The 25,739-nt window shown below is 37.2% G+C and carries 16 protein-coding genes; 2 read left to right on the top strand and 14 right to left on the bottom strand.

Annotated features, from left to right (window positions below; genetic code table 11):
* Positions 1-407: 407 nt before the first annotated feature.
* Both AsAng_RS04485 and AsAng_RS04480 read right to left on the bottom strand, forming a co-directional pair.
* Positions 408-1,286 (bottom strand): haloalkane dehalogenase, encoded by an 879-nt coding sequence (locus AsAng_RS04485; protein WP_264791593.1) that lies wholly within the window; start codon positions 1,284-1,286, stop codon positions 408-410.
* A 2-nt stretch (positions 1,287-1,288) separates the two neighbouring features.
* Entirely contained in the window at positions 1,289-2,266 is a 978-nt protein-coding gene (locus tag AsAng_RS04480; RefSeq protein WP_264791592.1) for a haloalkane dehalogenase, read from the bottom strand.
* A 110-nt stretch (positions 2,267-2,376) separates the two neighbouring features.
* Between AsAng_RS04480 and AsAng_RS04475 the strand changes: the two genes are divergently transcribed.
* Positions 2,377-2,754, top strand: coding sequence for a winged helix-turn-helix transcriptional regulator (locus tag AsAng_RS04475; RefSeq protein ID WP_264791591.1), 378 nt, complete (start codon positions 2,377-2,379; stop codon positions 2,752-2,754).
* A 192-nt stretch (positions 2,755-2,946) separates the two neighbouring features.
* On the top strand, positions 2,947-4,533 hold the full coding sequence (locus AsAng_RS04470; protein WP_264791590.1) for a phytoene desaturase family protein: 1,587 nt from the start codon (positions 2,947-2,949) through the stop codon (positions 4,531-4,533).
* Between the two features lie 130 nt (positions 4,534-4,663).
* Here AsAng_RS04470 and AsAng_RS04465 read toward each other — a convergent pair whose 3' ends face one another.
* The 12 genes from AsAng_RS04465 to AsAng_RS04410 all read right to left on the bottom strand — a co-directional run bounded on the left by AsAng_RS04465 (position 4,664) and on the right by AsAng_RS04410 (position 25,719).
* Positions 4,664-5,083 carry a hypothetical protein gene (locus AsAng_RS04465; RefSeq protein ID WP_264791589.1) on the bottom strand — a complete coding sequence of 140 codons (420 nt, stop codon included), beginning with the start codon at positions 5,081-5,083 and terminating at the stop codon, positions 4,664-4,666.
* A gap of 31 nt (positions 5,084-5,114) precedes the next feature.
* Entirely contained in the window at positions 5,115-6,359 is a 1,245-nt protein-coding gene (locus tag AsAng_RS04460) for a hypothetical protein (protein ID WP_264791588.1), read from the bottom strand.
* 33 nt (positions 6,360-6,392) lie between these two features.
* Positions 6,393-7,079 (bottom strand): VHS/ENTH/ANTH domain-containing protein, encoded by a 687-nt coding sequence (locus AsAng_RS04455; protein WP_264791587.1) that lies wholly within the window; start codon positions 7,077-7,079, stop codon positions 6,393-6,395.
* The gene (locus AsAng_RS04450) at positions 7,049-7,990 is read right to left on the bottom strand and encodes a hypothetical protein (protein WP_264791586.1); all 942 of its coding nucleotides are present in this window, start codon (positions 7,988-7,990) and stop codon (positions 7,049-7,051) included. Before AsAng_RS04450 ends, AsAng_RS04455 begins: the two co-directional genes overlap by 31 nt.
* A 367-nt stretch (positions 7,991-8,357) precedes the next feature.
* The gene (locus AsAng_RS04445; RefSeq protein ID WP_264791585.1) at positions 8,358-12,098 is read right to left on the bottom strand and encodes a hypothetical protein; all 3,741 of its coding nucleotides are present in this window, start codon (positions 12,096-12,098) and stop codon (positions 8,358-8,360) included.
* Positions 12,099-12,555: 457 nt separating this feature from the next.
* Positions 12,556-15,405: a CHAT domain-containing protein gene (locus AsAng_RS04440; protein ID WP_264791584.1), complete on the bottom strand. Its 2,850-nt coding sequence runs from the start codon at positions 15,403-15,405 to the stop codon at positions 12,556-12,558.
* A 133-nt stretch (positions 15,406-15,538) separates the two neighbouring features.
* Positions 15,539-16,390 (bottom strand): type IX secretion system protein PorG, encoded by an 852-nt coding sequence (gene porG / locus AsAng_RS04435; protein ID WP_264791583.1) that lies wholly within the window; start codon positions 16,388-16,390, stop codon positions 15,539-15,541.
* 191 nt (positions 16,391-16,581) lie between these two features.
* Positions 16,582-17,697 (bottom strand): type IX secretion system protein PorG, encoded by a 1,116-nt coding sequence (gene porG / locus AsAng_RS04430; RefSeq protein WP_264791582.1) that lies wholly within the window; start codon positions 17,695-17,697, stop codon positions 16,582-16,584.
* Between the two features lie 342 nt (positions 17,698-18,039).
* A complete protein-coding gene (locus AsAng_RS04425; protein WP_264791581.1) occupies positions 18,040-23,067 on the bottom strand; it encodes a T9SS type A sorting domain-containing protein in 5,028 nt (1,675 codons plus the stop codon).
* 804 nt (positions 23,068-23,871) lie between these two features.
* A complete protein-coding gene (locus AsAng_RS04420; RefSeq protein ID WP_264791580.1) occupies positions 23,872-24,438 on the bottom strand; it encodes a hypothetical protein in 567 nt (188 codons plus the stop codon).
* A gap of 317 nt (positions 24,439-24,755) precedes the next feature.
* Entirely contained in the window at positions 24,756-25,142 is a 387-nt protein-coding gene (locus AsAng_RS04415) for a PUR family DNA/RNA-binding protein (protein ID WP_264791579.1), read from the bottom strand.
* A 196-nt stretch (positions 25,143-25,338) separates the two neighbouring features.
* The gene (locus AsAng_RS04410; RefSeq protein WP_264791578.1) at positions 25,339-25,719 is read right to left on the bottom strand and encodes a DoxX family membrane protein; all 381 of its coding nucleotides are present in this window, start codon (positions 25,717-25,719) and stop codon (positions 25,339-25,341) included.
* Between the last annotated feature and the right edge of the window lie 20 nt (positions 25,720-25,739).

The raw sequence follows: 25,739 nt of genomic DNA, 5'->3' as shown, positions 1-25,739 counted from the left end.
AAATTTAAAACGTACATCGATCTAACACCCTCTTAACCCATTCAATTCCAATCAATTAACCATTCGCTCCTCATGAGCGGGCTTTGCCTTTGTAGCTTTGGCTACAAGCTTACATCGTTCACTTCGTTCATACTTATAGTTCGCTTTGCTCATGAGCCAGCAAGCAGGTTTTGTCCTATACTAATTTTTTTTCTTTAAAATCTCCTACTCATGGCTCATAAAGTAGGGCTACAGCTCTTTTAGTTTATTCCAGCAACAAGCAGAGTTTTTTCTAAAGCAACATCAGCGAAAATTTAAATCAAAACATAAGAATTCTATAAATTATTGATGTTTAGCACAACATAACCTGAAAGCTAAATCAATAAAATTCCTATTCGCTCGCCTTTAGAAAAATAAACGCTCTGATTTTAGATGGTTTGGTACCATTTTTTTAGTTCACTTCCAATAAGATCTGGATAATCTTCTTGAACAAAATGGCTTCCCTTCCCAAGTGGGATCATCGTAATATTTGGGAAATTAGATCGAATCCAATCCACCTCTTCAATTGGAATCAACATGCCTGGCTTGGCATAAAAACAAATTTTTGGGATTGAGGTTTCTTTTAACCATTGATGATAAGCATCTACTGCTTTTGCCGTATGCAGAGGGCGACCTTTTAAAGGCACATCTCTTGGAAATACATAAACTGGTTTTCGACTTTTTAAGGTTTTAAATGGTTGCATATATGTATCCAATGCTTTCGCCGACAAACCTCGTTCTACCCAATTTGGCAACATATTTTTTACAAACATATTCCCAAGCCCCAACAGTAACCAACTTGAAAACCTAGAACGCAGCACCTTCATAGCTAACTTTCCCCCCAATGACAGTTCATTCCACTCCTTTTGTTTGTACATCGCCTCCATAAAAGCAATGCCTTTGATATTATTTCGATGAGTATTGGCATAATGGAAACCAAGACCAGATCCCCAATCTTGCACAACAATGGTTATGTTTTTGAGCTGCATTTTATCAATAAAAGCTTCCAAATAAGCATAGACCTCTGTAAATCCATAATCAATATCGGGTTGATCTGACTTCCCAAATCCAATTAAATCTGGTGCAATGCATCTAGCATTTTTTGAAAGATATGGAATGATATTTCTCCAAATATAAGAAGAGGTTGGATTACCATGCAAAAATAAAATGGGATCTCCTTCTCCCTCATCAATGTAATGTATTTTGCTGTTTTTAACTTTCAAATACATTGATTCAAACGGAAATTCTGCGGATATTTCTTGTTTCATAGCTAATAATTTGTTTGTGCTAACCAGTTTGCAATTTTGTCTGCAATTTCCTTACTTTTATCCTCCTGCAAAAAATGAGAAGCATCAGTAATGGTGATATGAGGTTGTCCTTTAGCGCCTTCCAAATTAGTTTGGAACAATTTGTCATAACCTTGCCCTGCTAAAAAGGGATCTTTATCACTAAATAAAGTTAAAGCAGGATGTTTCCATTCTTTAAGTGCTTGCCAAGCTTGATAACTTTCATCTGCTTGAGTGGCTACAATTTGGGGCATTACTCTTGGTCCTGCATAATACCTATCGTCAGGAAAAGGCGCTTGATAAGCAGCCATCTCTCCTGCTGTCAATTGCTTCTCGGTCAAAATTTGCATAATTTCTCCAATCTCCAAAACCTTAGAATGCTGGAAATAAGCCGCCCAATTTCCATAAGACTGTTTTTTAGCCAAATCTTCAACGGTTGCCTTCCCCGCTAAAAATCTCAATATTTTTAGCACAGAAGGAATTAACCACTTTGCTACACCTTTGGTTTCTGCCATAGCTGTATTGGCAACCACAAGCCGAGAAAGCCAATCTGGTTTCCTTGCCAATACTCTAAGCCCTATCATTCCTCCCCAGTCTTGCATAAATGCTGCTGCATTTTTTATTCCTAACTTTTCAACAAAAATGGACATCCAATCTACATGAGCCTGATAAGAATGAGCCGCTAAATTAGTCGGTTTGTCTGATTTGCCAAAACCGATTAAATCTGGTGCAATCACACGATAGCCTGCCCGTACAAAAATTGGAATCATATGCCTGTACAAGTAACTCCAAGAAGGTTGTCCGTGAAATAAAAAGAGCACTTTGCTTTCTTTCTTTCCTTCATCAAGATAATGCATTCGCAAACCATTTACTTCCATATAATGAGATTCAAAGGGATAATCTGGAAGATTGGCAAATGCTATTTCTGGTGTTCGGAGTATATTTTTATCTGTTTTCATCATCTTAATAATTTAAAAGTTTGTCAATTATATTTGTAAATGTATTTCAAATAATTTATTTTTGAAAGTAGATATACAAAATATAGTAGTATCCTTAAGTATACCACCAAATTATGAAGACAAAAAAAAACAACCAATCCATAAAGGATTGTAGCAAGAAAATACTAGCTGTACGTGATGCTTTAGACATTTTTAGTGGAAAATGGAAAATTCCAATCATAGGTGCTCTAATTCATTTTAGGGAGATGGGCTTTAAAGATTTACAACGAACCATAGATGGGATTACTCCCAAAATGCTCTCTAAGGAACTAAAAGATCTAGAAATGAATCAATTAATTACTAGAACAGTTCTTGATACTCGTCCAGTAACCGTTATTTATGCCATTACAGATTATGGCGAAACTTGCCAAGATATTATTTATGAACTTTACAATTGGGGAGTAAAACATCGCCAAAAAATCATGCACCAAACCATTGAAGAAAAGACCTAAGTACGCACCCTGAACAAGAAAAACCACACTACTACACTGATAATCAATTAAATAAAAGAAACCTCTTTGCTTTTTTCGTAAAAAATCAACGGTCTATTAAATTAATAACATTATCCTTTTTACTCTTGATCCAATTCGCTATCTTGTATAATCGCTCTATTTTACATTTAATCCTACACAATACAAGTACCAATGGTCCAATCCTACAAAAAAAAACATCAACTGGCAGCTTCTTATGATACCATTATTATTGGCTCAGGAATTGGTAGCCTAACGGCTGCTGTTATGTTAGCAAAAAAAGGGCAAAAAGTACTGGTACTAGAACGCCACTATACCGCAGGTGGTTTTACACATATTTTCAAGCGAAAAGGTTACGAATGGGATGTGGGAATTCACTATGTAGGCAGCATGGAGAAAGAAACTAGCATTCTGAAAAAAATATTTGATTACCTCACTGATGGAGCACTAAAATGGGCTGATATGGGAGCCGTTTATGATCGAATTGTTATTGGAGATCAGACCTATGATTATGTCAAAGGGGTAGGAAATTGGACCGAACAAATGATTGCTTATTTTCCAGAAGAAGAACAAGCTATCCGTGCTTATGTTGCTTTAATTTTTAAGGTAAGTGCCACCAGCAAAAATTTCTTTGTAGAAAAAACCTTGTCTCCCCTTTGGAGCAAACTAGTAGGGGGCTTTTTGCGTAAGCCTTACCTCAAATATTCTAGACAGACCACCCATGAGGTGTTAAGCAGCTTGACCCAAAACAAAAGACTGATTAAGGTGCTTACAGGGCAGTATGGCGACTACGGATTAGCGCCCAAACAAAGTAGTTTTGCGATGCATGCATCCTTGGTTCGTCATTATTTCTCAGGGGGATTTTTCCCCATTGGCGGTTCTTCTCAAATTGTCGCTACCATTGCACCCGTATTGGCTCGCTTAGGTTCTACCATCCTCATTAGTGCAGAAGTTGAAGAGGTGCTCGTAGAAAAGAACACTGCTGTTGGTGTTAGAATGAAAGACGGCAAAGTATTTCGAGCGAAACATATTATTAGCAATGCTGGCTTGTTCACCACTTATAAATCCTTATTACCTAAAGCTAGTGTTCAACAACATCAATTGGATCTGCAACTCAAAAAAGTAAAACATTCGGTAGCTCATGCCTGCCTCTATATTGGCTTGGACGGCAACCCAGACGAATTAGCACTCCCCAAAGCCAATTATTGGATTTATCCAGAGCAATTAAGTCATGATGAGTGTATTGACCGATACCTTAAAGACCAAACACAGCCCTTTCCAGTGGTTTACATCTCTTTTCCTGCGGCCAAAGATCCAGATTGGTCAAATCGCTATCCTGGTAAAAGTACCATTGATATTATTACCTTGATTCCGTATGAAACTTTTGCACAATGGGATGGCAAACGCTGGAAAAAACGAGGCGAAGCGTACGAGGCACTAAAAGAAACCTTTGCACAACGACTTTTGGAAATTTTGTACCAAAAAGAGCCCCAGCTAAAGGGAAAAGTAGCTTATTATGAACTATCTAGCGCACTAAGCACTAAACATTTTGTCAATTACGAAAAAGGCGAATTGTATGGCTTGGAACATAGCCCTGAGCGTTTTGAACAAAAATTCTTACGCCCCAAAACACCAATTAAAAATTTCTATTTAACAGGGCAAGACATCACTACTGCAGGAATTGGGGGAGCTGCGTTTGCAGGGTTGTTGACTGCATCTACCATTACAGGTAAAAATATTGCCAAAGAGTTAATGGAATAAGGTGCATGTGGTGTTAATCAAAATGATGCACTTTCACCATTTAAAATCCTAGTTACTTAATAATTAAAAAAAATATCACCCGAGTGTAACAAGCTAATCAACGGAGTATTATTCTACAATACCTCCAGAATTATTCTAATGGTTTCAAAAAAATAGAATCCATATAAATAGTTTTCTTAGGATCTTGGGCAGCTATCTGTGCTAAAAAGCTACTATCTATTTGAATATAATAAGGTGCATAGCCTTCTTTATGCAAAACAGTAGGCATATTCCAAAAATCGGGTACCCTAGGAGGATAGCTTTTTTGTTTGGGGCTGACTTGCTGAGCCGCTACGATGACTTTTCCCTGCTGATCCGTATGATCTTGTATTTTGTAAGTCACCTGCTGCTCTTTGCCCTTATGGTAGTAACCAATAGATACGTGCTGTAAATTTGCTTTTGTTTTTGCATCATATACTTCTAAATGAAGTTGATAGGTTTGGGTATGATAAGAACGACAGCTACTTAACAAGAATAGACAAAAACTAATAAAAAGGAGTATTGATTTCATAATAGATACTGAACAGATAGAAAAATAGGCATTATGATTTATAAGTCATTTTACTGCACCAAAGTAGCCCCAAAGCATCATCTTCTGCTATGATCGCTCTAGGACAAGAAGCAATATACATACTATATTCACTCTGCCCTCTTGGCGGATTGATGGCATAGTATTTCATTAAATCCACTTCGCCATTGTTAGGAAGTGTAGGTTGATTTTTTTTATCCCCTTGAAAAATATTACTGGTTCCCTTATGTTTATATGAATAAGGCGTTCCTCCAAAAGATTTTAGAACTTCATGCCCAATTTCATGCGCTATGGTATGTCGAAAATCAGTATCTGCATCAACAGGTCTAATATAGTTCCAATACTTACCAATCAATGGACCGCCTGAATAAGGACCTATATAGCCAACCGTATAGAATATCTTCTCATTTGTAATAATGTTACCCAGTAGAGAAATAGGGTCTGTAATAGTCCCTGGGTTGGATGCTCGACCAGGTTTTTTATTGGTACGATAAATTAGTTTAATTCCCTCCATGCTATTGACAGTCGTATTGCTTGCCGATACCATCAATTCATAAGGCTGATTGTTAATCCTAACATTTTTTCCAGATGGATGGTTGTTGTTGCGCCCATAATGATACTGAAGCCCTCTAAGCGCCAAATTAATTAAAGCAGTATAAGAACGGCTAGCGGTTGAAAATGGAGCAATACCTCCATTTACACTAATACTAGAACTATCCACATTAGATGCTTTATTGAGCCCCTGCGTTCCACCATCTTCAAGATTTACCCTCAGATCAAGGTTGATTCGAGCTTGTAGACGATCAATTTTAAAATCCATCCATTGTATCTGTTTTTTCTTTCGTTGGATGTTGAGACTAGGTTGTAGCGTTTTGGAACTCCCTCCCTTATATCCTATAAAACGAAAGGAAAGTGCATTGCTACGTAAAATCGCCGTATCTAAAATCTCATTTTGATCGAAGCCATCCCATTCCCAAATGTGCTGCCCTACTTGCAACCGATTGGTATCCACAATTTCTCCTTGATAATAAAGCTGTCCATTATGTAGAATCTCTATCCTAATTCGGTTCAAAGCCTGTTCCTCTATCTCAATTAAGAATTGAATGGTCGCCTGTTCTGTTTTATTTTTGATATTCTGAATGCCTAATGGCACAAAGTCGCCTTTGAGAGCGGTTACCTTAAATTTTACTTCGTCCAGCCAATTGCCAAGAGGGCTATTAATTTGATTAAAACTAAAAATAGAATTGTTATTTGACATGTTGATGGGGTTTTATTGTTAGGTATGGTAATATTATTTGGAATGCATAGGATTTACTTTGGTTAAATAAAAACCATTGTACAAAAAGGTTGATGCAGGTGTTGTATAAGGTTGATGCAAATATTTTAGGACTCCTACAAAAGTATCTTGTTTGCTAATGTTAGCTGTATTAACAGCTATATAACTGTTGATTAAAAAATCATAAGTATGGGCAGGTGCCAATACTTCTTTTACTGGAAAAAAAAGATCCATTTGGCTTGGGTTTTTCACTAATGGATTGGCTCCCAACACCAGAACAACACTATCTTGAAAATCAACCCATTTAGATGGGTTTTGGGCTTGCACGATTAAAAAATCCCCCCAAAACAAGCTATCTATTGCTTGCAATACCCATACCTCTGTAGGGCTAACGCTATAGTCAATACCTTTAGAGAAGTAGGCAACTTCCGAATGTCGTTTTCCTCTTTTTACGCAAGTAGAAACTTCACTTAGACTTTGTATGTACTGCCATTGTTGGCTACTATCTTGTTGGTATACACTATCGTGCATAACCTTATAATGCTGATGACCAAGTTGAATACAGCTTTTATTATTCTGCATAGACAACCTATTTTCTGACTGTTTAGCAGGTGGTTGGCTCGGATTGGTACAAGCAGATAAGCACAATAGAGCTGTGAATCCTACCAAGATTACAACATTTTCGTAAAAATATCGAGCCATAAATCTCCTGTTTTATAAGTATCTATAATGACCGTACCATTATGATAAACAATACGCCTATTTTGTCTATAATCATTGCTTAACAAGGTACCTTCTGGACCTGATCCTGCATAATGCCCAATCGCAACTGCTTTTTCTTTGCCAGCTTGATACAATAAAATAGAAGCCCAATAAGCAATGTTATCTTCTTTAAATAACCAAACACTGGTATCTTTCCAATTACCATAGCTAGGATGTCCAGCAGTATTGCAACCATGAAACTCTATAATAGCATCATTAGAAAAAACCGAAAAGTTAATATCATACAAAGAAGCCGATTTCGTCCCAACGACTGCAAGAGAGTTCGTCTCTATGTCGTTACCATCTTCATCTTTAGTTTTTATAAAAGTAGAATCTTGTGCTTTGTGTGTTGTTGTTGCATATAAATTGCGTTTAGTTGCCACTACTTCAACTGATCTACCCATCAAACTTGGCATAACATAGTTATCTCCATGTTGAGGAGCTTGATCCCAAGCAAAGAAAATACCTTTAGGTCCCCCATGACCAATTATATCTAGGCGATACAAATTCGTCTTTTTATTAACGGCATTGACAATTTCTAAGCCAGAAGAAACCCCACCAGCCCTTGCCTTGCCATACCAAGCATGACCGTTGTACTCGTTTCTCAATTTCCAGCCAAACTTCTTAAATACTTCTGTGTGACTGTTGTCATTATTGGCTTCTGTATAAAGAATGGAGCACACTTTATTGCCTATACTTTTCAGATGTTGAGCCTTATTAAGATTTGTATTTTTTCGATCATTACTTAATCGTTGCTGTTGCTTTTGTGTTGTCTTTAAACGCTGAGATTCCATCCAATTTCCGAGAGGGCTCTCTTTGTTTGTCAGTTCAAAAATGCTTTTCTTAAACATAAGATTTTTTATTACATTACTTCGTGGGAAACCCGAAGGCTCATGTAGTAAATCGCATTAGGTTAATTATTAACAAGTTACATCCTTTTTAACAAAAAAAACTAAACGACTATCTCATGACCGCAGGGAGTAACTAAGCACAGCGCTCATGACCGTAGGGAACTAATCCACGAAGTATTATTATTAGGGGTTAGTAAAAATTAGCAGCACCAGCCTATTCTAAGTAAAATAAATCGGTGCTACTAATAAATAGTATTCCGTAAAAAAATTGTACTCAATTAATTATCAGTTCGATACAAAGGCATTGTTCAATGTAGCAATTATTCTGATAATCCACGGAGTATTAAATAAAACAACGATCGAAAAATTACTCTTTCAAACCTTTTAATTTTTCATTGCTCCCCAATAAATTGGTGCCCCCTGATTCGGATTCTAATTCTCCACAACAAGGCAAACCAGTTTCGTTCAAATAAGCAGAACGCCCCTGAATAATATTGAGCGTAGATGGAACAGTGGTATACCACGGCTCTCCTACTTGATCACCTGTTGGTTCTTCTAGCTCTTCCAAAATAGAGAGGTAAAGCGGATTGTTCATATCAACAATCACATCCAAACCATTCCAAACTTGCCCTGTTTCCATAAAGTACAACACTGCTTTTTCAAATCCTTCTCGAACAGGTACTACTAAACGACTCATGCCCGACTGAATAAAACGTTGAAAAATATGATCGACACCATTCTGACGTTGTAGCAAATCTTGCCATTTGGTACATTTGTCAGCCCAATAATAAGCATAAAAAGTATAGGCCATCAATTGCCAATCAAAAGCTTGTTCAAAGAATTTAACAACAGCACTATATCGATCCAATTCCGTTCCCAGATTTAGGCTAGGAATATCATTACAAGTACTACCGTAAAAGCCCTGTCCCATAGGCAACCCAAATGGTCGGGTCATCATTTCAATACACAAACGTTTAAGTTCTGTTGTAATGATTTCCAAATTCATCGCACTATTGTGACTTGGATTGGTGGCATCATCATCTTGAGCAGCGTTGGCAGCAGCGGCAGCGGCATCATTAGCAGCCTGTTGAGCAGCTACAGCAGCATTATAAGCCTGTAACTTTGCATCATAAGCATCCATAATAGATTGATAGGTCGATTGTTGCCATTGCTCATAAACCTGAGGATCTAACTGGCAAAGTGCACGTACGGTGCCATTGTAGTTTTTAATCCTACGAGTATTGATGACAACAGGAATCATTCCTGTTTGCTTTGGGGATAAATTATAAGATTTGGTGACGTTACTTTTGGTACCAGTACCTTGTAAAGCACTTGGGTAGCTCCAATTTTTTCCTGCAAAAGAAGCTCTAAAATAACATTCTGGATAACCAAAAAACCAATTAGCTTGATAACCAAATGTAACTTTCAGTTGAATATAATGGCACTGGTAATTGGTTGGGATCTGCAAGGTTTGGTAAGAAAAAGTCTTAGCTTGGTCTGTTCCTCCAATAGACTCTGCAACAGGGATGTTAACCTCAGCCGTGGGGTTCATAGGAGCGTCTACATTCGCACCATAACTCGCTGCCAACTGGGCATAATTATCTCTGGTAATATCCAAATGACTATTAATAGTAGGAGCGGTAGGTTTTACAGGAACATCAATTCCTGCCCCTGGGTCACCCCCTCCAGAATTGTTGTTATCATTGGCTTTCTCATAAATTGTTTGATAAAAGAAACGGGCTGGTTCTGGCAACATAAACTCGTACATCAGACGTTTGCCATAATTGACCACTCGATTTTTATAGATTTTATCTACCCAACGATAAACCCCTGTAACATGTTCTTTTCCCTCTCTATTGTCATAACCATGTTTGTAGTTTTGTTCAAACTCCTTAATCACAGTCGAAGTACGCTTGGTCGAGGTTTTTTGGACAATGCGCTCTAGTGCTCTTCTGGTGACATCCTCAGCGTAAGTTCTAGCTGTTGTATTGGAATTTTGAGAAGAAGTAGCGAAGGAAAAATCACCATAACCGCCTACATTAAAGCCGATTTCTTGCCCAAACAATTTGGCTTTTCCATTGACACTGGCATTAAATCCATAGTTGGAACTGCGATCTCTATTAATAACATTGGCTACCTCTGAGTTCATTTCAAAACGAGTCGTCGTCGTGGTATCGTTTAATTCTTCCACCTCCTTTTCTGTTGTTGTCTCAAAGGTATTTTCTGAACGCATTAAATTTCTGGTCGCTTTTTCTTTGTATTCACGAGCCATCACATTTTCAATATGAGAAACTTCTCCAGGTACATAACAACAGAGATTTTGCTCTACTTTTCGAAAATCTGCAATTCCCAACTGTGTAATTCCATACAAGTCGGTTGGTCTAACCTTTTTCGCTTTGAGCAAGTCTGAGAAAGGGTATAAAACGCCACTGGTTTGACGAGAGCGTAAGTGGAATGCCTTTTCGAGTTCAAATTGTTGGCCATTGTCCAACTGCAATTTTATATTCAGTTTCCCTGTTGCAGTGTTTGGGTTCAGTTTGTCAGTACTAAACCCACTAAACAATTCTAAAAGTAAGACTTCTGACTCATTGGACAACAATTGTATCTCTTCCGTTTCTTGTGTTTTTTCTCCAATGGTTAGACTAGCTTTTAGCGCTTTGATATGAGCATTCGTATAACCTGCATTAAAGGAAAAATAAAAGTGCTTTTGAGCTAATAAATCTTCCTGCCAACTAAAATTAAAAGCATGATAAATACGTGGTTTTACAGCCGTAGAATAAGCAAAAATTTCTTTTACAAACTTTTGATAGCGACCTGCGAGTTGTTTTTGGCTAATTTTTTCTTGTTGCTCCAACAAATTAATTGCTGTTATCAGCTCTTTATTTTCCAATTTGTGATTTGCAATAAAATTAGTGGCAGTTTTAGATAACTTTCCTTTGGTAAACTCTTTTGACAAACTATTGGGAAAACTAAAACGGAACTCTGGGATATTAACCTTTCTGTATATGCGCTCTAGCGTAGCTTCATCTAGGTCACTCAATTGGTTTTGATCCATGAACGATTCTAAGATTTCTGCGAGCTGTTGCTCCAAAGGTTCAATCTCTTTTTTATAACGTTCGAAGGCCATTTTTTCCGCTGCTTCTTTCTCTGCTTCATAAACTGGTTGCAGACAAGAGAATTCTTCTTTTAATGCTACTTGTTGATCTATGATTTGAGTAGCAATAAGCGCTTGATGAATCTTGCTATACTGTTTGTTTTGGGTAGTATTGCCATCACCTTGTTTTAATTGGTTGTTAGAAATAGCCTGTTGTCCATTAAACAGTTCTTTGGGCAAAATGACTGTAGCTTTCGCAATACGACGCCAATAGTCAATATCTTGCAACAGATCTGTAGCTTTCTCTCTCGTAGCTTGTTGGTAGGCTGCTAAGAAATTATGCCCCACTAATAACTCTAAACAAGCTTGACGTAAAAAGACATCCTGCTGCAAGCGAATTTCAGCCAATAGGACAGCCCAAATCTTTGCTGCCTCATCCAATTGATAGACTTTTAGGTTGATCTTTTTTTCTAACGCTTCTAAGTGAAAGGAAGCCTTGTTTTCGTAAAGCCAATGACTGAATGCCCATAAAGCATCAAATTGCTCAACGAACGCTTGTGAGCTTGGCAACTCATTGGTCTCTTGTTTAGCTTTTGACGTTTGCTTAGTGCTGTGATTATATTGCACATATGCAAAAGGAACTGCGGGTCTAATCACTTTTTCAGGTTGTCGAAAAGTAGTAAACCTAAACAAATCAACGGTAGGAAAGCTGCGAGCTTTGGCGGGTTTTCGTTCACTAAAGGCTTGGATTAAACTATCTAACTTATCGACTCCAAAACCCTGAACATCATCTAACTGGTTCAAATTAACAAACTGATCGTCTGGTAATTTTTTACGCTTCTCTAAAATTCTTTGCGCAACTACTTCACCTATTTCATAAGCATTGGGTAGATTAAGTTGATCGTGGAGGTAACTAATAGCACTAATGTCAGCTGGGGTTTCTGCTGCATTTAAAAAGTCGAGCACACGTTGCACGACGACAGGATCGTAACCCTGATTTGAAAAATTTGTCATTTTGAATTGGTTTTGCTAGCAAAATGTCTAACGCAATCCAAGCAAATATTAAACATCATTATGAAGCGGAGTTCATAAACTTCATCATGATCAAAGGGGGGATATAATTATTTTGTATAGCACAAAAAATAATTCTCCATTTTTTATCGTAAAAAACACTTACTAATTGGCAACCTTATTTAATACTTATATTGTTTGGGAACAGGGTTTAACATTTAACTAGTTTTTATAGGATTTTATAAATATATGGCCTGAACTCGTAAAATGTTACCTGTATATTTTGTTAATACTCCATTTATTTTTTGTTTTTTTTGTAAAAAAAGTAAAAAATCACCTTATACCCAATTGATTATCAAACAACTACCAATTAAATAATAAAATTACATCATTTTAACAATCAACTGCGTAGCACTCCTATAATAATTGAATACGATTAACTGTGTGACTCCACCATAAACTATTCAATCAATACAAAACCAGCCCAATAAAAAGCCGTGTAGTTTTTCTGCATTTTTTTCTGTGCCATTCTCAATGCTTGGCTGGCAGATTTAGTTTTTAAATAATAATGGTAAAAATGCCCCATCAATTCCGCCGTTTCTTTGTCGGGAATCCGCCATAAGGTCACCAACATTTGGCGAACCCCAGCAGATTTTAAAGCACGTTGTAAGCCAAAAATACCTTCACTATCGTACACATCCCCCAAACCTGTTTCGCAAGAAGACAAGACGACCAAATCGGTCTGATGCAAATCCAAATTAGAAATTTCATAAGCGGTCAAAATTCCATCATCTAGCCCCTCTATGGGGCGTTTGCCCTGCCACACCCGATTGGCTCCTGTCAATACCAAACCAGAGCGCATCAAGGGATTTTGTGCATAAATAATCTGTTTATAAAACTCCTTAGACCCAACAGGGCTAGGGCTAAGTGGTCTAAAAAAATAACCATGCGTAGCGATATGCAAAATATAAGGTGCTTCTTTTCTAGAATGCTTTTTTACCTTATCCTCTAGCGCCTCTTCACCAATGTACTTATGCGTTTTCCACTGATGTTTTTTTAATAAAGTATCAATGGTCTCTACTTCTTCTTTGGTTCCTGCCAAATAATTAAAAAATAAATTTCCTCTAGAAAAATTGCTAGCCAGCGCACGACTTAACGGTAAGGCAGTATTGGCATAAGCATATAAATCGGCAGGCGTGATGGCTTGGGTAGAGTCTTTCATTTTATGAACCAAAGCCACCAATTTGGCAGAATCAATGCTAAATTTTGCCCCTCCTACCAAAACAATATCTCGGTTTTTATTTTGGGTCTGCGTAGGGTAGAAAAAATCTCTAAAAGAGCCGTAATTTAAAATTTCATATTGCTCAACCAGATGCTTGTTATTCTTATTGCGCAATGCTCCAAAAGAAATTTGATGCAACAAGCCACTTGGGGATATATAGACTCGCTTTACATTGTTTAGCTCCGTCTCTAATCGTGCCCAAACCATATCATACAACTCTCTATTGGTCAAAGGGCTATTGATATAGCTCTGGCTATGTTGCGTGATGTTGATATTAAGAATATCTTGCAATTTTTTATGATCGCTAAGCGGTATCATTTGAACCATTTTTTGCTCTTTTTTTATGACGGCCGCATAATAAAGAATTGAATCCTCCCAATCCTTACCATTGTGATAATTAAAATGAATAAAATCAATCGCTGCTTCTCCAGCTTTTAAGCCCCTTCGAATGCTATCAACCGTTACTTGTTGACGGCGCAACCTAAATTGATTGGCCAAGGCACCAGAAGCAGCGCTTAGTTCAGATTCTAATGTTAAGGCACGCTCATCCAACTCTTTTAGATTAATGCCCAACATTTCTCGTTCTAATTTAGGAATAACAGCAGCTTGTGCCAATTGTCTACGTACTCCTAGCCAATTATAGTACTGGTTGCGCAATAGGCTATCCCCTGCCGTCAGTAAACTTGCCCGAGTAGATATACTCCCTTCTAGTGCCAATCCTTTTATTGCCAAGTTAATATTTGCTACTTCGTTGCTCAACTCTGGTATAGTAGGCAGCAGTTGGATGGCAGCAGAATAAAATTGATGCACGGTTTGGTTAATTTTTTTTAAAAACTTTAGACGTTCTGCCTCATTCAAACTAGGATAATAGCTATAGAGTTGATGGACTAAGTTTTTGGATAAATTCATCAAAACTTCCAATGCTTTTTTGTAGTCTTTTTTTACCAAATAAAAATTGGATAAATGCCCCAATGTTGTGGTATACTCAGGATGATCAGTGCTAAATTCTTCTTCTAACAACAAACGAGCTTGTTCGTGATATTCTTCTGAATTGTCAAACTCATCTACTGATAAATGTAGCGCTCCTAAGTTGTTTAACGTGATTGGATATTGAGGGTGATGCTGACCAAATATTCGTTCTACGAGTACTTTAGCATCTTCATAATGTTTTTTTGCTTTTTGAACATCTCCAACTTGCTCATAAAATGCAGCCAAGCTATTCAGTAAACTTGGATAATCGGTATAATCAACTCCTGAGAACTGTAATATATTCTGTTGTGCCTCCAAATAATACTGCTCTGCCTTTACAGGATCATTGGCTGCTTGGTATAATTCGGCCATGCGACTCAAGCCCTTGGCATAGTTGGGTTGATCGACTCCTCGATAGCGATCCAATTGTTGCTCGGCATCGATCCCTATGGTATTAAATTGAAGCGACATAGCCTTTGTTGATGGCGGTAACTTCATTTGTTTTAATTGCTCCTCATCCAAAGGGGTTGTTTCTATATTTACAATCCTTGTTTTGTCGATTGTATGATAAAAACACTTGGATAAATTAAAAAACGACTTGGTTCCTACCTTGGGCATTTTAACCTCTGGAATAAGCCGTTCTTTTAGCGCTTTTCCCATCGCTGTAAAGCTTACCACTTTATGTGTTGCCAACCATTCTAAACCACTCCAATTCAAAGCTATTGTATTGACATAATAAGATTGATTCTCCAATTCTACGAGACGTGTTTTGTCTATGAAACAAAAAGCTTTTCTTTCATTATCTTCAGTAGTAAAGAGCCAGTAATCCTCTTTTGTTATAGCCGATAAATTATTGGTGGAAGTAATTGTTGCCGTTAGCCCCCTTAATGAGCTAACAAAACGAATAGAATAATCTTGGTTGGCAGGCGTACTTAATGTCATTGATTGGCTAATCCACCCTGCATCAGCTACTTGATAAATAAGCTCTGTGCAATTCTTTTGAGCAAAAGTTGAATTAGAGATTAAACCAATTATTACCAAGAAGAAAAGTTGTCGCATATTAAGTAAGGATAGATTAGCAGTGGTATGTATATATGTTCTATCCTTAAAAATACAAATAAGTAATCAATATTGGTAAGAAAATATTTTATATATAGGGAATAGTTTCAAGCTATTAATCTCCTGTTGTATGCTAAAACCATTTGTTAATTTTGTACTCGATTTTCTTCTGAGGATAAGCCTTTTTAGCGTAGAGACTAAACGATATGCGCACTCCCATTGTCAAATAGCCATCATTGTTATTGGCATTGCCTCTACGAGTACCAATCAAATGATTAGCAGGTGCGCCTGTATATTCTTCTGTTCTATTGGATAAAGCCACCGCCAATTCGCTACTATTAATCAATTCTTTAGGAGAAACAAACACCGTACTAACGTCATCTAAATAATCGGTAAAGGTAAACCGATATCCTACCTCAACCGCTATATTGAGTCGTCCTCCTATAGAGTATTTGAGCCCAAATAAGATTGGAATGGCAACTTGAACTAAGTTATATTTTTTAGGATAGCCCTCCAAACCTTGCCCTTCTGTGCCCACTTTCTGCAATTCAACCCATTCTCCATTGTATTTTGCGGTTGGATTAAATAGTATAACGGCAATCCCTGCCCCCAAGTAAGGGGCAAATGCATAGACGTCTTTTTGAGGATAAAAAGATAAAATATTAAGCTCAGAGATAAGCGAAAACTCCGTCAAATCAGATCTAAAACTTAGGTTTCGTTCTCGAATATGAGGCAATTGAGAAGTTCTGTCTTTAGCTTCAAGACTTCCTTTGATAAAACCTAAAGAAAGACCAAATCGAGGATGGGGATTATAACGTATAAAAGCACCAAAACCAGCACTAGAATTGGCAAGCATTCCCCCCTCATTAACATCTCCATTAAAACTAAGCCCTCCTCCATAACCTCCAATTTCTAAAAATTGTGCGTTTACAGTAAAAGACAAAGACACAATTAGAATTATAATAAAAGGGACTATTTTAGCCATTATATAGTTTACTATTATGGAATATAAATTAAACGTTGGAAACCTTAACAACCCACATAATTTGTTCAAAGATCCTAAATGTTCTCCTTTGTCAGGCAAATAAAAATGTGCCAATTTATTTCAAATTTCACAAGACTTGAAAAAATTGGCACATTTTATACACTTGATTGAGCGAGTTAATAAACGTTTTTTTAAAATTGAGAACTCTTACACCCTGCTCTTCTTTTACGACGTTTTCTAAACCCAACTAAGCCATTCTCTATAAAGTTATAAGATACGGTAACCATTGTAAAAACATACCAATCGTTGAGTTTATCTCCTCGCACTAAATTTCCACCTCTTGCATTAATATAACCATTGTACTCTGCAATAGCAGCCTCTTCCTTAGAGCCTGCTGCCGCCAAACTAGGATCAGCAAGATAGGGCGTGATATAATTTAGAAATTCGCTCAAAGACATATTCTGTATGTGTGTTGCCAGTTCTGCGTTGATGCTTGCTCCGCTTCCTGCTGCTCTACTTTGTAAGTCTGTCAAAATGAAAGAATAACTCTTATCTGAAAATAACTCTTGTGCCGATTTATCTCCGTATTGTCCTGCCAAATAAGGCGTTTGATCATAGAAGGGTTCACCAGTCAATGCATTAACAGGATAAGTTTGACCAACATCGTCTAAATAATCCGTAAAAGTAGGACGGAAACCCACTTCAAGACCAATACTAATGTTGCTATTAATCGCATATTTAACCCCAATTCCCATTGGAATAGAAACTTGCGTGGTCGAATAAGGAGCTCTATTAGAAAAGGTAGCACTACCCTGCCCCTCTGTATTCATCGTTTGCAAATAAACCAATTGCCCATCTAAATTGGGATCAAAATGGGTGGTATAAGGGTTAAAATTAAAAATGCCCAAACCTACAAATACATAAGGTGAGAACATCTTTTCGTGTCCTCTTGGCTGAAATCCCATTAGATTCGCCTCTACAATAAAAGACCCCTCAAAAAGATGAGATTTAAAATCTAGGTTTCGCACTTGGTTTCTAAAATCTGGTGCATCTGCATCACTTCCAGAAACAGATCCCAATGCCAACTGAAGACGAAGACTCAAAAACTTGCCTATATTATATCGACCAAATAATGCCCCGCCAAAATGTACGTGTTTAAAATCGAAAATTGAATTGGTTAGCTCACCAGAATAGTTCATAACACCACCACCAAGACCTACTTCAAAATAATTATGGCCCCAATTAAACTGTGCCTTTGTTAATAATGGAGTGCAAGCAACGGCAATAATCAACAATAGTCTTCTCATAATAAAATTTTATACAATGTCTTTGAAAGGTATTTTATCCTGAAGTGTTTTCCTCTATCTTTAACGAAGAACACCATATTATAGTACACTTCACTTCTATTTTAGCTAAAAATAGGTCTTTTAAATAAATTTTCAAAAGAAGCTTAGCCATATGCACACTATCCCCTCTCCTTTTTTACGCAAACCAAACACTAAAGTTACTGATTTTTAAGCGGTACTGACAAGAACTAAATAAAGCATAAAAGATATTGATTGATTGACCATCAGCAAATCCATTGACATACTCAATTAAAAAGCGGGGTTAGCCATCACCTCCATTGGCTAGGGCTAACCCACCAAGTATTATTGATCTACCATAAATTTTCGTTGCTGTACCTGCCCTTGACGATTGGTCAAACGCAACAAATAAATTCCAGCACTCAATGCCTGAGTATCCAACTTCAGGGTATTTTGCCCTACGCTTATTGAATGACTCCCCCTTTGAAGCACTCGTCCCAACTGATCCACTAATTCAATTTGAATTGATGCAGCACTCGAACTATTTAACGATATTGTCAACTGATCACTCGCAGGCACAGGGAAAACACGCATCAAAGAAACACCATCTAGTTCTACAGCTCGTATAGGGGAATACTTGACGCTACCATCCTTGTCCACCAAACGCAGACGGTAATAAGAGATCGCTGGGTAGGCTTTCGTATCTAAGAAGGTATAAGAATTATTGTCCCTTTGACTATTTAATGCTTGGACTTTTCCGATTGTTTCAAAAGAAAAACCATCCCTAGAACGCTCTACAACACAATAGATCAAATCCTTTTCATCTTCAGTTCTCCAGTTTAATCTTACCGCTTGTTTATTGGTAACAGTTGCTTCAAACGAAACCAACTCTGTAGCTAATAAAGCTAGATTGGTAGGTTCTATAATAAACGCCGAAAAAGAAGGCGTATTAAACTCTATTCCGATAACATCTGTCGTGGTTGAAAAGGGCTGATTATTGCTTGAATTCCACGATAAAACGGTGTGAGGTAATACAGAAGAAGGACCAACACCAATAATACCGCTGTCAAATTTTCGAACTTGAATATCGGTACTTGCACTAAAAGGCAACCCATACTGACCATGATAAGTATGCGCTTTTAAACTATCCAATTCCTCTTGTGTAAAATAAACCCGAACATTGGCTGCATGATTATGCTCTGGTTCTATCCTCCAGTGGCGCTGCAAATAAGGTGTTGTTCCCCAATATTGAACTGTAGCATCAAAATCCACCCCTATTGCCAACAGTCCTAAAGAATCCGTTTCTGTTGTATTAATTTGATCTTGAATCGATAAAATGGGGCGATCATCTATGTCCTCCACAAAGGTTAACCACCTTGGATCATTAAAAGAAGTACAGGTATCATTTCGGTCTACTGCAACCAAAATATTAGGAACAGGCGAATTGGCAACAATGGTAGTTGTTATTGGAGGTGTTTTTTCGCCGCATCTAAAGGTCGTTAATTCCAAATTATAGATTACTGTTGCGGCATTGGTATTAGAAAATGTGGCATAATAAATGAATGGAGTATTATCATCTCCATCGTCATCTGCCACTAAGGTGTCTGCTTGTATGCCTGAATTTCCCAAATTGTCTGTCCAAGTGTAAGAAATATTATAAGGAGAATTCCCAACTAGCGCAATCGGCACCAACTGTGTATTAGAAAACGTACAAAAATCGACCAAGGTATCACCAGTTACGGTGGGGTTAACTAAAACTGGCAATGAAAAATCCCAGATTCCCGTTGCTGTCCCATTTACATTATCACTATTGACCCCTGTTTCAAATTTTAACAAAGAATGAATAACTTGATAGGCAGCAGGAACAGCAGCAAGCGGATCTTTAGTCGCTTGATTATCCTTAATTTTGATATAATCCAAACAAAAAGCATCGCCATAAGCCTTGTGTATATAGGAAGTTTGTCCCGTCTGATAGGTCTCCAAGTTAACAAAAGCTCCTGGTCCTGCATTGGTCAGAATTTTACCGTGAGGAGCATTTAGGTTTAAGATTACATTTTGGTTTAAATAATAAAAATGACCTCCCGAAAACCAAACACTATCGCATGAAAAGTTGTGCTGAATCAGCATGTCTCCATCAAATTTTATAAATCGATACGTTGCATTTAGACCATACAAGTTATTTCTATTGTCTGTATCTAAGAAATTAACCTTATTGTAATGAATTGGATAGATTTGGGCAGAAGAAGCCATCTTATAATTTCGATTAGCCGTAACCGAATTGTCTAAATTGATAATACAAGAATCCGCATCAATTTGCAAGCTATCCATATAAGCCCCTCCAAAAACATAACTAGACCAATCCGTTCTACCATAAATATCAATGGTTGACTGCCCTAGGTTCCAAGTCATTGGAGCCCTAGAATAAGCTGTTGTCCAAATACTAGCTCTTATATTATAATCATTGGTATTCAGGATACCTCCATAATAATAAAGTGCTCCATAGGCAGGGTTGGTAGAATTATCTAAATTTAAATCGTTCTGCAAATTCCAAGTTCCATTCCTATTATCAAAATAGACTCGATGGCTGTATAAAGTGGTTCCATTGGTATTAATATCCCCCGAACCAACAAAATAAATTCCTCCGAAATAACTATAATTGGTCATATTATGATCCAAATGAAAGCTCTCCGCTATGTACAAAAAACCTGCACTAGATGCAACACCTGCACTTTGAAGCGCAATATCTTCTTTACAAATTAGGGTCTTACAAAAGGCATAGCCTCCTATAATACAGCCATTGCTTGTAGGAGAAAAAGAAAGTTGGTCAAAAATAACGGAATCCAATAAAGTAGGAATACAAGAACTATCCCCAACCAAACTCGCAGGATTGGTTGTCCAATGCCCAGCATCATCCCAGTTTCCCACAAAGTCCGTTGGATTGTTTTTATCGGCTCGCCAATAATATGTCACCCCAGAGCCTGAAACTCCAAAATTAAAATTCGTATTGTTGCCACCATCTATTGAGTTAATGGTCGTCAACTGGGTATTCCCTGAATTATCCCAGCCCTGTAAATAAGTATACGCTATAGATGAAGAAGCAACATCATTCACTGTAATAGGAACAGGGTTGCCATTCTGTGTTCGAAATTGTATAAAGTTCTGGCAATCGCCAACCGCATTCAAATGTCCAGCTACGGTCAAATAAGAAATAGGATTGGGAGAAAAAATATAACTTTTTCCTGCGGTCAAAGTCAGATTTCCCTGATACAAAGCCATGCTTCCCGCTATCTCAAATTCCACATAATAACTAGGATGAATGGTAGGATACCAAGCTGCTTTTTCATTCAAGGTTAAATCCCCTTGTACTTCATGCCTACCATTTCTAAAATAAGCATAACAATTGCCTATAATATTAGGAGTGGTTCCTGGATATATCGAAACATCCCCACTAGGACTAGTAGCATCTAAGTGAAATGTTGTATTTCCTGTATAGGATAAGGTATCGTATCCATAATCATAAAATCGCCCATTCGTATATCCAAAATGAACTTGTGTACTGTCCATAATTCGATTGTACACATACAAAAAGACCAATTTCATTTGAATAGCATTGGTTTGTAGGGTTGACTTTTGCAAACCATAAAGGAAACGCCCATCAAAATCTATTGTATTAGCGTCATGATCCCCTACTATATAATAATTGCTATACTTTGACAGCCGCATATCTAGCCAAATTTTCACTCCTTGCGTTGAGATCGTATCGGGGTCTGCTCCATGACAAATCCAAAACGTGCCATTTATTTGGGTCATATTGGCATCGAGATAGATAGAACCATAGGAATTTAGAATGTAATTTAAACGCATACTTGCTCCTGTCGCTACCGTTGATAACCAATGCATGTCATGACAAGTCGCCAAGGTATCTACCAACAACAGTTTGGAACTATTAGGAAATGAAAGGTGATCAAAATAAACATCGTCAATAGGAGAAGGCAAGCAACCTCCTGAATTGGGAACAAAGGCTACTCCATTCCATATATCCCAGTTATTGGGGTCCTTCCATTCCTGCCCACCACTCCGATCACGAAAATAAAAATCTTTTCCCGCTGTGGGGGGATTGATAGTCCACCAAGGGTCGGTTGCCCCAACGCTAAGACTATTATTGGAAATATAAGAACGACCTCCTGTTGTATCACACTGCATATCAGAAAGTATAAAACGATCTGTTGTTAAGGTTCCTGGTGTTTTTTTTCTGACAACCCCGACCATAGTGCTCCATGTCTCAAGCCTAGCATTAAAGGTGACAAATTGGTCACATCCTGGCAGTACATGAATATCACCAACAATTAAGGTATCTTTCTGGTAAAAGAAGGTATGTTGTGTTCCTGAATTTACATACAAATCTTGTACATCAAGCGTTATATCATGTGAATAAGAAGCCTTATCTTTTAGTAATATATAATCAAAAGTCTGTTTCCCTGCCCTAAAATGAATGGGCGCTTCCGAAACCAAGGTATCATAAATAAGCCCCATTCCTCCCGAAAATAATTTAGACCAGCTGATTCCTGTGTACGTTTGGAAATGAATTTTTGAGCCCGTAGCATCAAAAATAGTGTAATTGCCACTCCCACTATTAAAATTGAGTCGCCAATGGTAAGCATAAGGGTAACTACCATGAATATTAATAACAGAATTAGATATATCTAAGCCTCTTCCGATATTGGTATTAATCGAGTTAAAATAATCAAAACGCACCGTTTTTTCGTTCGTGTCCCATGTTCCACCATTCAAAAGCACCAAGCCTTGCCTAGTTCCAGAATGATTTTTTTCTAAAATATCATCCACATAAAAATCATCTTGCAACTCAAATATCGTTGTGCTAGAACCATCAAATTGTACATTCCACAATCTTAGTTTCTGACCATTTGTTCTTATGGGAACGATTCCATTAAATTGAGAACGCAAGCGCAATTGTCCTGCAAATTTAAAGTCCATATTAGTGGCGAGTTCTAAAGCACCATAAATATCCAAATTGAGCCCAACAGAAGCCACACTGCTTATCGTTGGCATATCTGCTGCAAGTATTGCATTGTCCCAATACATATTTTTGCAGCTTGAATTGTTATTAATAGTAATGGTAATTGGCCCACTACCATTAAATGCTGCTGCCATAAAAAATACATTATCGGTAGAACGAGGTAGTTGGCAAGGATGGACACCGCTCCCCAGACTGCCTACCTCCCATTGGCTAATGTCATTAAAATCTCCATTGCCACCAATCCAATACAAATCTAAATTTTGGTTTCCATTACATTGGGAATACCCCACCAAGGGGATTAACCATAAAAGGTTCAATAATAAAAACGTTTTCATCTTTTTTGAGTTTTAACTATTAGGGATTCCCCCAACACTTAACGATAACAACTAGGGGGAATATGTTCTGCTTTAAGTAAGTACTTAGATGGACAAAAATAATTATGAATACAGTAAGCATCTTTTTACACTCTAGCTGGGTTAAAAATCCTCGCTTTGCTTGCTTCGCTGCGTGAGGTCACAGGCTTAGTTAGCCCGCTAAAGCTTCGGTTTTTGCCCTGTAGGCTAAAAAATGCACGTTAATTTAGGATACTAATTTTGTTTATCTACTTAACGAAGCAAAACTAATGATTGTTAATTAATTGTTTTTTAAAAATCCGATCAATGCTTATTCTTAGTCTATAACATTCTGATTTTAAGCAATTATACTAATTTTTTTAATTAAAAAAAATCTTCTTGATCGTAAACCTAATATTCTTAGTTTTCAAAATAAAACAAGGTAACTTTTGCCTATATTCAATATACGATAGGCTTTACTTATAAAAACATTCGCTTCGAGACACAACTACTAGGTCTGCTCTTTGTTGAGAACAAAGTGAGGGAGCATTTGGGTGATTATTGGCGGAATAGAGAGCGTAACAAAATTCCTTATTGGAGTTCTTGGGTAAGCGCAAACCTACAGAATCCCGTTTTCTGGCTCACAAGGTACGAACTAAGCGTAGCGACCTCATGAACCCAGCTTGCTGGCTCACGAGTGATAACGAACCGACCTCAGGGAGCTAGCTAACCTAGCAGCGCAGCTAAACAAAGTAAACTAGTAGTCAATCTAACAGAATGGCTAATTACTTGAACCTATAAATCATTTTACATGCTTTCTTTTCCCTTCAAAAGCTTCCTTTCTAGATCTTTTGTTTTTTGCTCTATTCGCTCAATATTAGCTTTTCTAGTACGATATTCATCTTCTGAAATCTTATTGTTTTTTTTATCTTCTGCGAGCCAATCTTTGGCTAAGGCTATTTGATCTTTTGCCCTAATTACGGTCGCCTTTCCCTTCAAGACAGACTGCTTAACAGCCTCCTTTTTTTCAGCATTTTCGGTCTTAGCTTTATTGGCTCTCTCCTCACTAAATGCTACCCGATCTATATCTTTGGTCGCAAAATTATGTTTAATAATAGTTTGCCCTGTAGAACTTCTACCATTCCCATTTTCTACCCGTTCCTTTAGATCCAATTCAATTTGTCGCCTAATTTCGTCCGATAAAGCTTCAGATTGATTCATTTTTTTAGGAGCTGGTTTACCAATAACAATTTTAACATCCTTTTCCCCATCCTTTACCTTCTGAGTATTGCTATTAGCAATTAATTGTTGTTGTGCGATACTATACTCATTAATCATTAAAAAAAACGATAACAAAACTAACAAATGTTTCATGTCTTAATTTTTTTATACTATAAAAACTACACGTTTAATGAGGGCAATACTAATATCCTTCTTTTTATTGAATCTTGATCGTTTTTTTTTGCCAAAAAAGGATGTATTTTTGCCAAAAAAACTATTGAGCACCAACTTAATAGATAAAATCCCATATACCGATAAACAGAAGGGTAAGGTAAGGCAAGATTGCCCAACACCAAACATTGAACAATTTGCTGAGCCAACTAGTACTGCTCAGATAAAAAATAAGCGAGAAATCAACGCTATAGTTAAAATCTCGCTTATATAAAGCAACAAGAATACTTGTTTATCTTTTACCACTCTCCAACATCGCCATCATCGTTGGCAGAAGAGTCCATGTTTTCGGTGTTATTATTGTAGTTTTCATTATACTCTTTTTCTCGCTCTTCATGGCGACGAGTAAACTCATCATAATCATAATCAGGCAACAAATCATTTTTGATGTGATCAACTACATCTACCAAGCTCTCTACAAAACGATTAAAATCTTCTTTGTACAAGAAAATCTTGTGTCTAGAGTAAGAATCATCTTCGAATCGGCGAGTGCTTTCTGTAATCGTTACATAATAATCTGCGCCTTTGGTTTTACGCACATCAAAGAAATACGTTCTTCTCTTTCCTGCTTTTACCTTCTGAGAATACACACTTTCAAAACGGCTATCTTTATTATCAAATCCCACAGTCTAAATAGATTTTAATGAGTAAAAATTCATATTTTAGTATCATCTACCTTATAAAGAAGGCAAGTATCTACTAAAGATTACGATGCTAAAATAACAAATGAATTCTATTAATTTCTATTCTAGGCTTTTTTTTTAAAAATAATATTTTATTGCACAGCAAATTGAGTCCAAAATCCCCTAAACTAGTTGCTAATTATGGCTTCAACAGCTCATCATAGGATGATTTATAGCCAAACATAAGCAAAATATTCAAAAGGGTAAATACTGCTGCTCCTGCTACACCCCCTGGATCTAATACAGCATGAAACAAAAATGCATTGAGCATAATAGGGAACAAAATAACGGCCATTAATGGAACAAATTTATTGGCCAAAAATGCAATACCTGCCACCAACTCAACAATTCCAACAATTGGCAAAATATAACCAGAGGCCGCAAAAGCTCCCATTAACGCCCCTGCTTCTGGAGTTGCTGGAGGTGGAATTGGAATAAACATTAAAAACTTATTCAATCCAAAAATAAGCATTCCCAACCCTAATAAAACTCTAATTCCTAAAACTACTTTCTCATTCATAATAATTCTTTTTTTTAGTT

It is taken from the genome of Aureispira anguillae, from assembly GCF_026000115.1.
Taxonomy (GTDB): domain Bacteria; phylum Bacteroidota; class Bacteroidia; order Chitinophagales; family Saprospiraceae; genus Aureispira; species Aureispira anguillae.
This window is presented reverse-complemented; position numbering and strand designations above follow the sequence as displayed.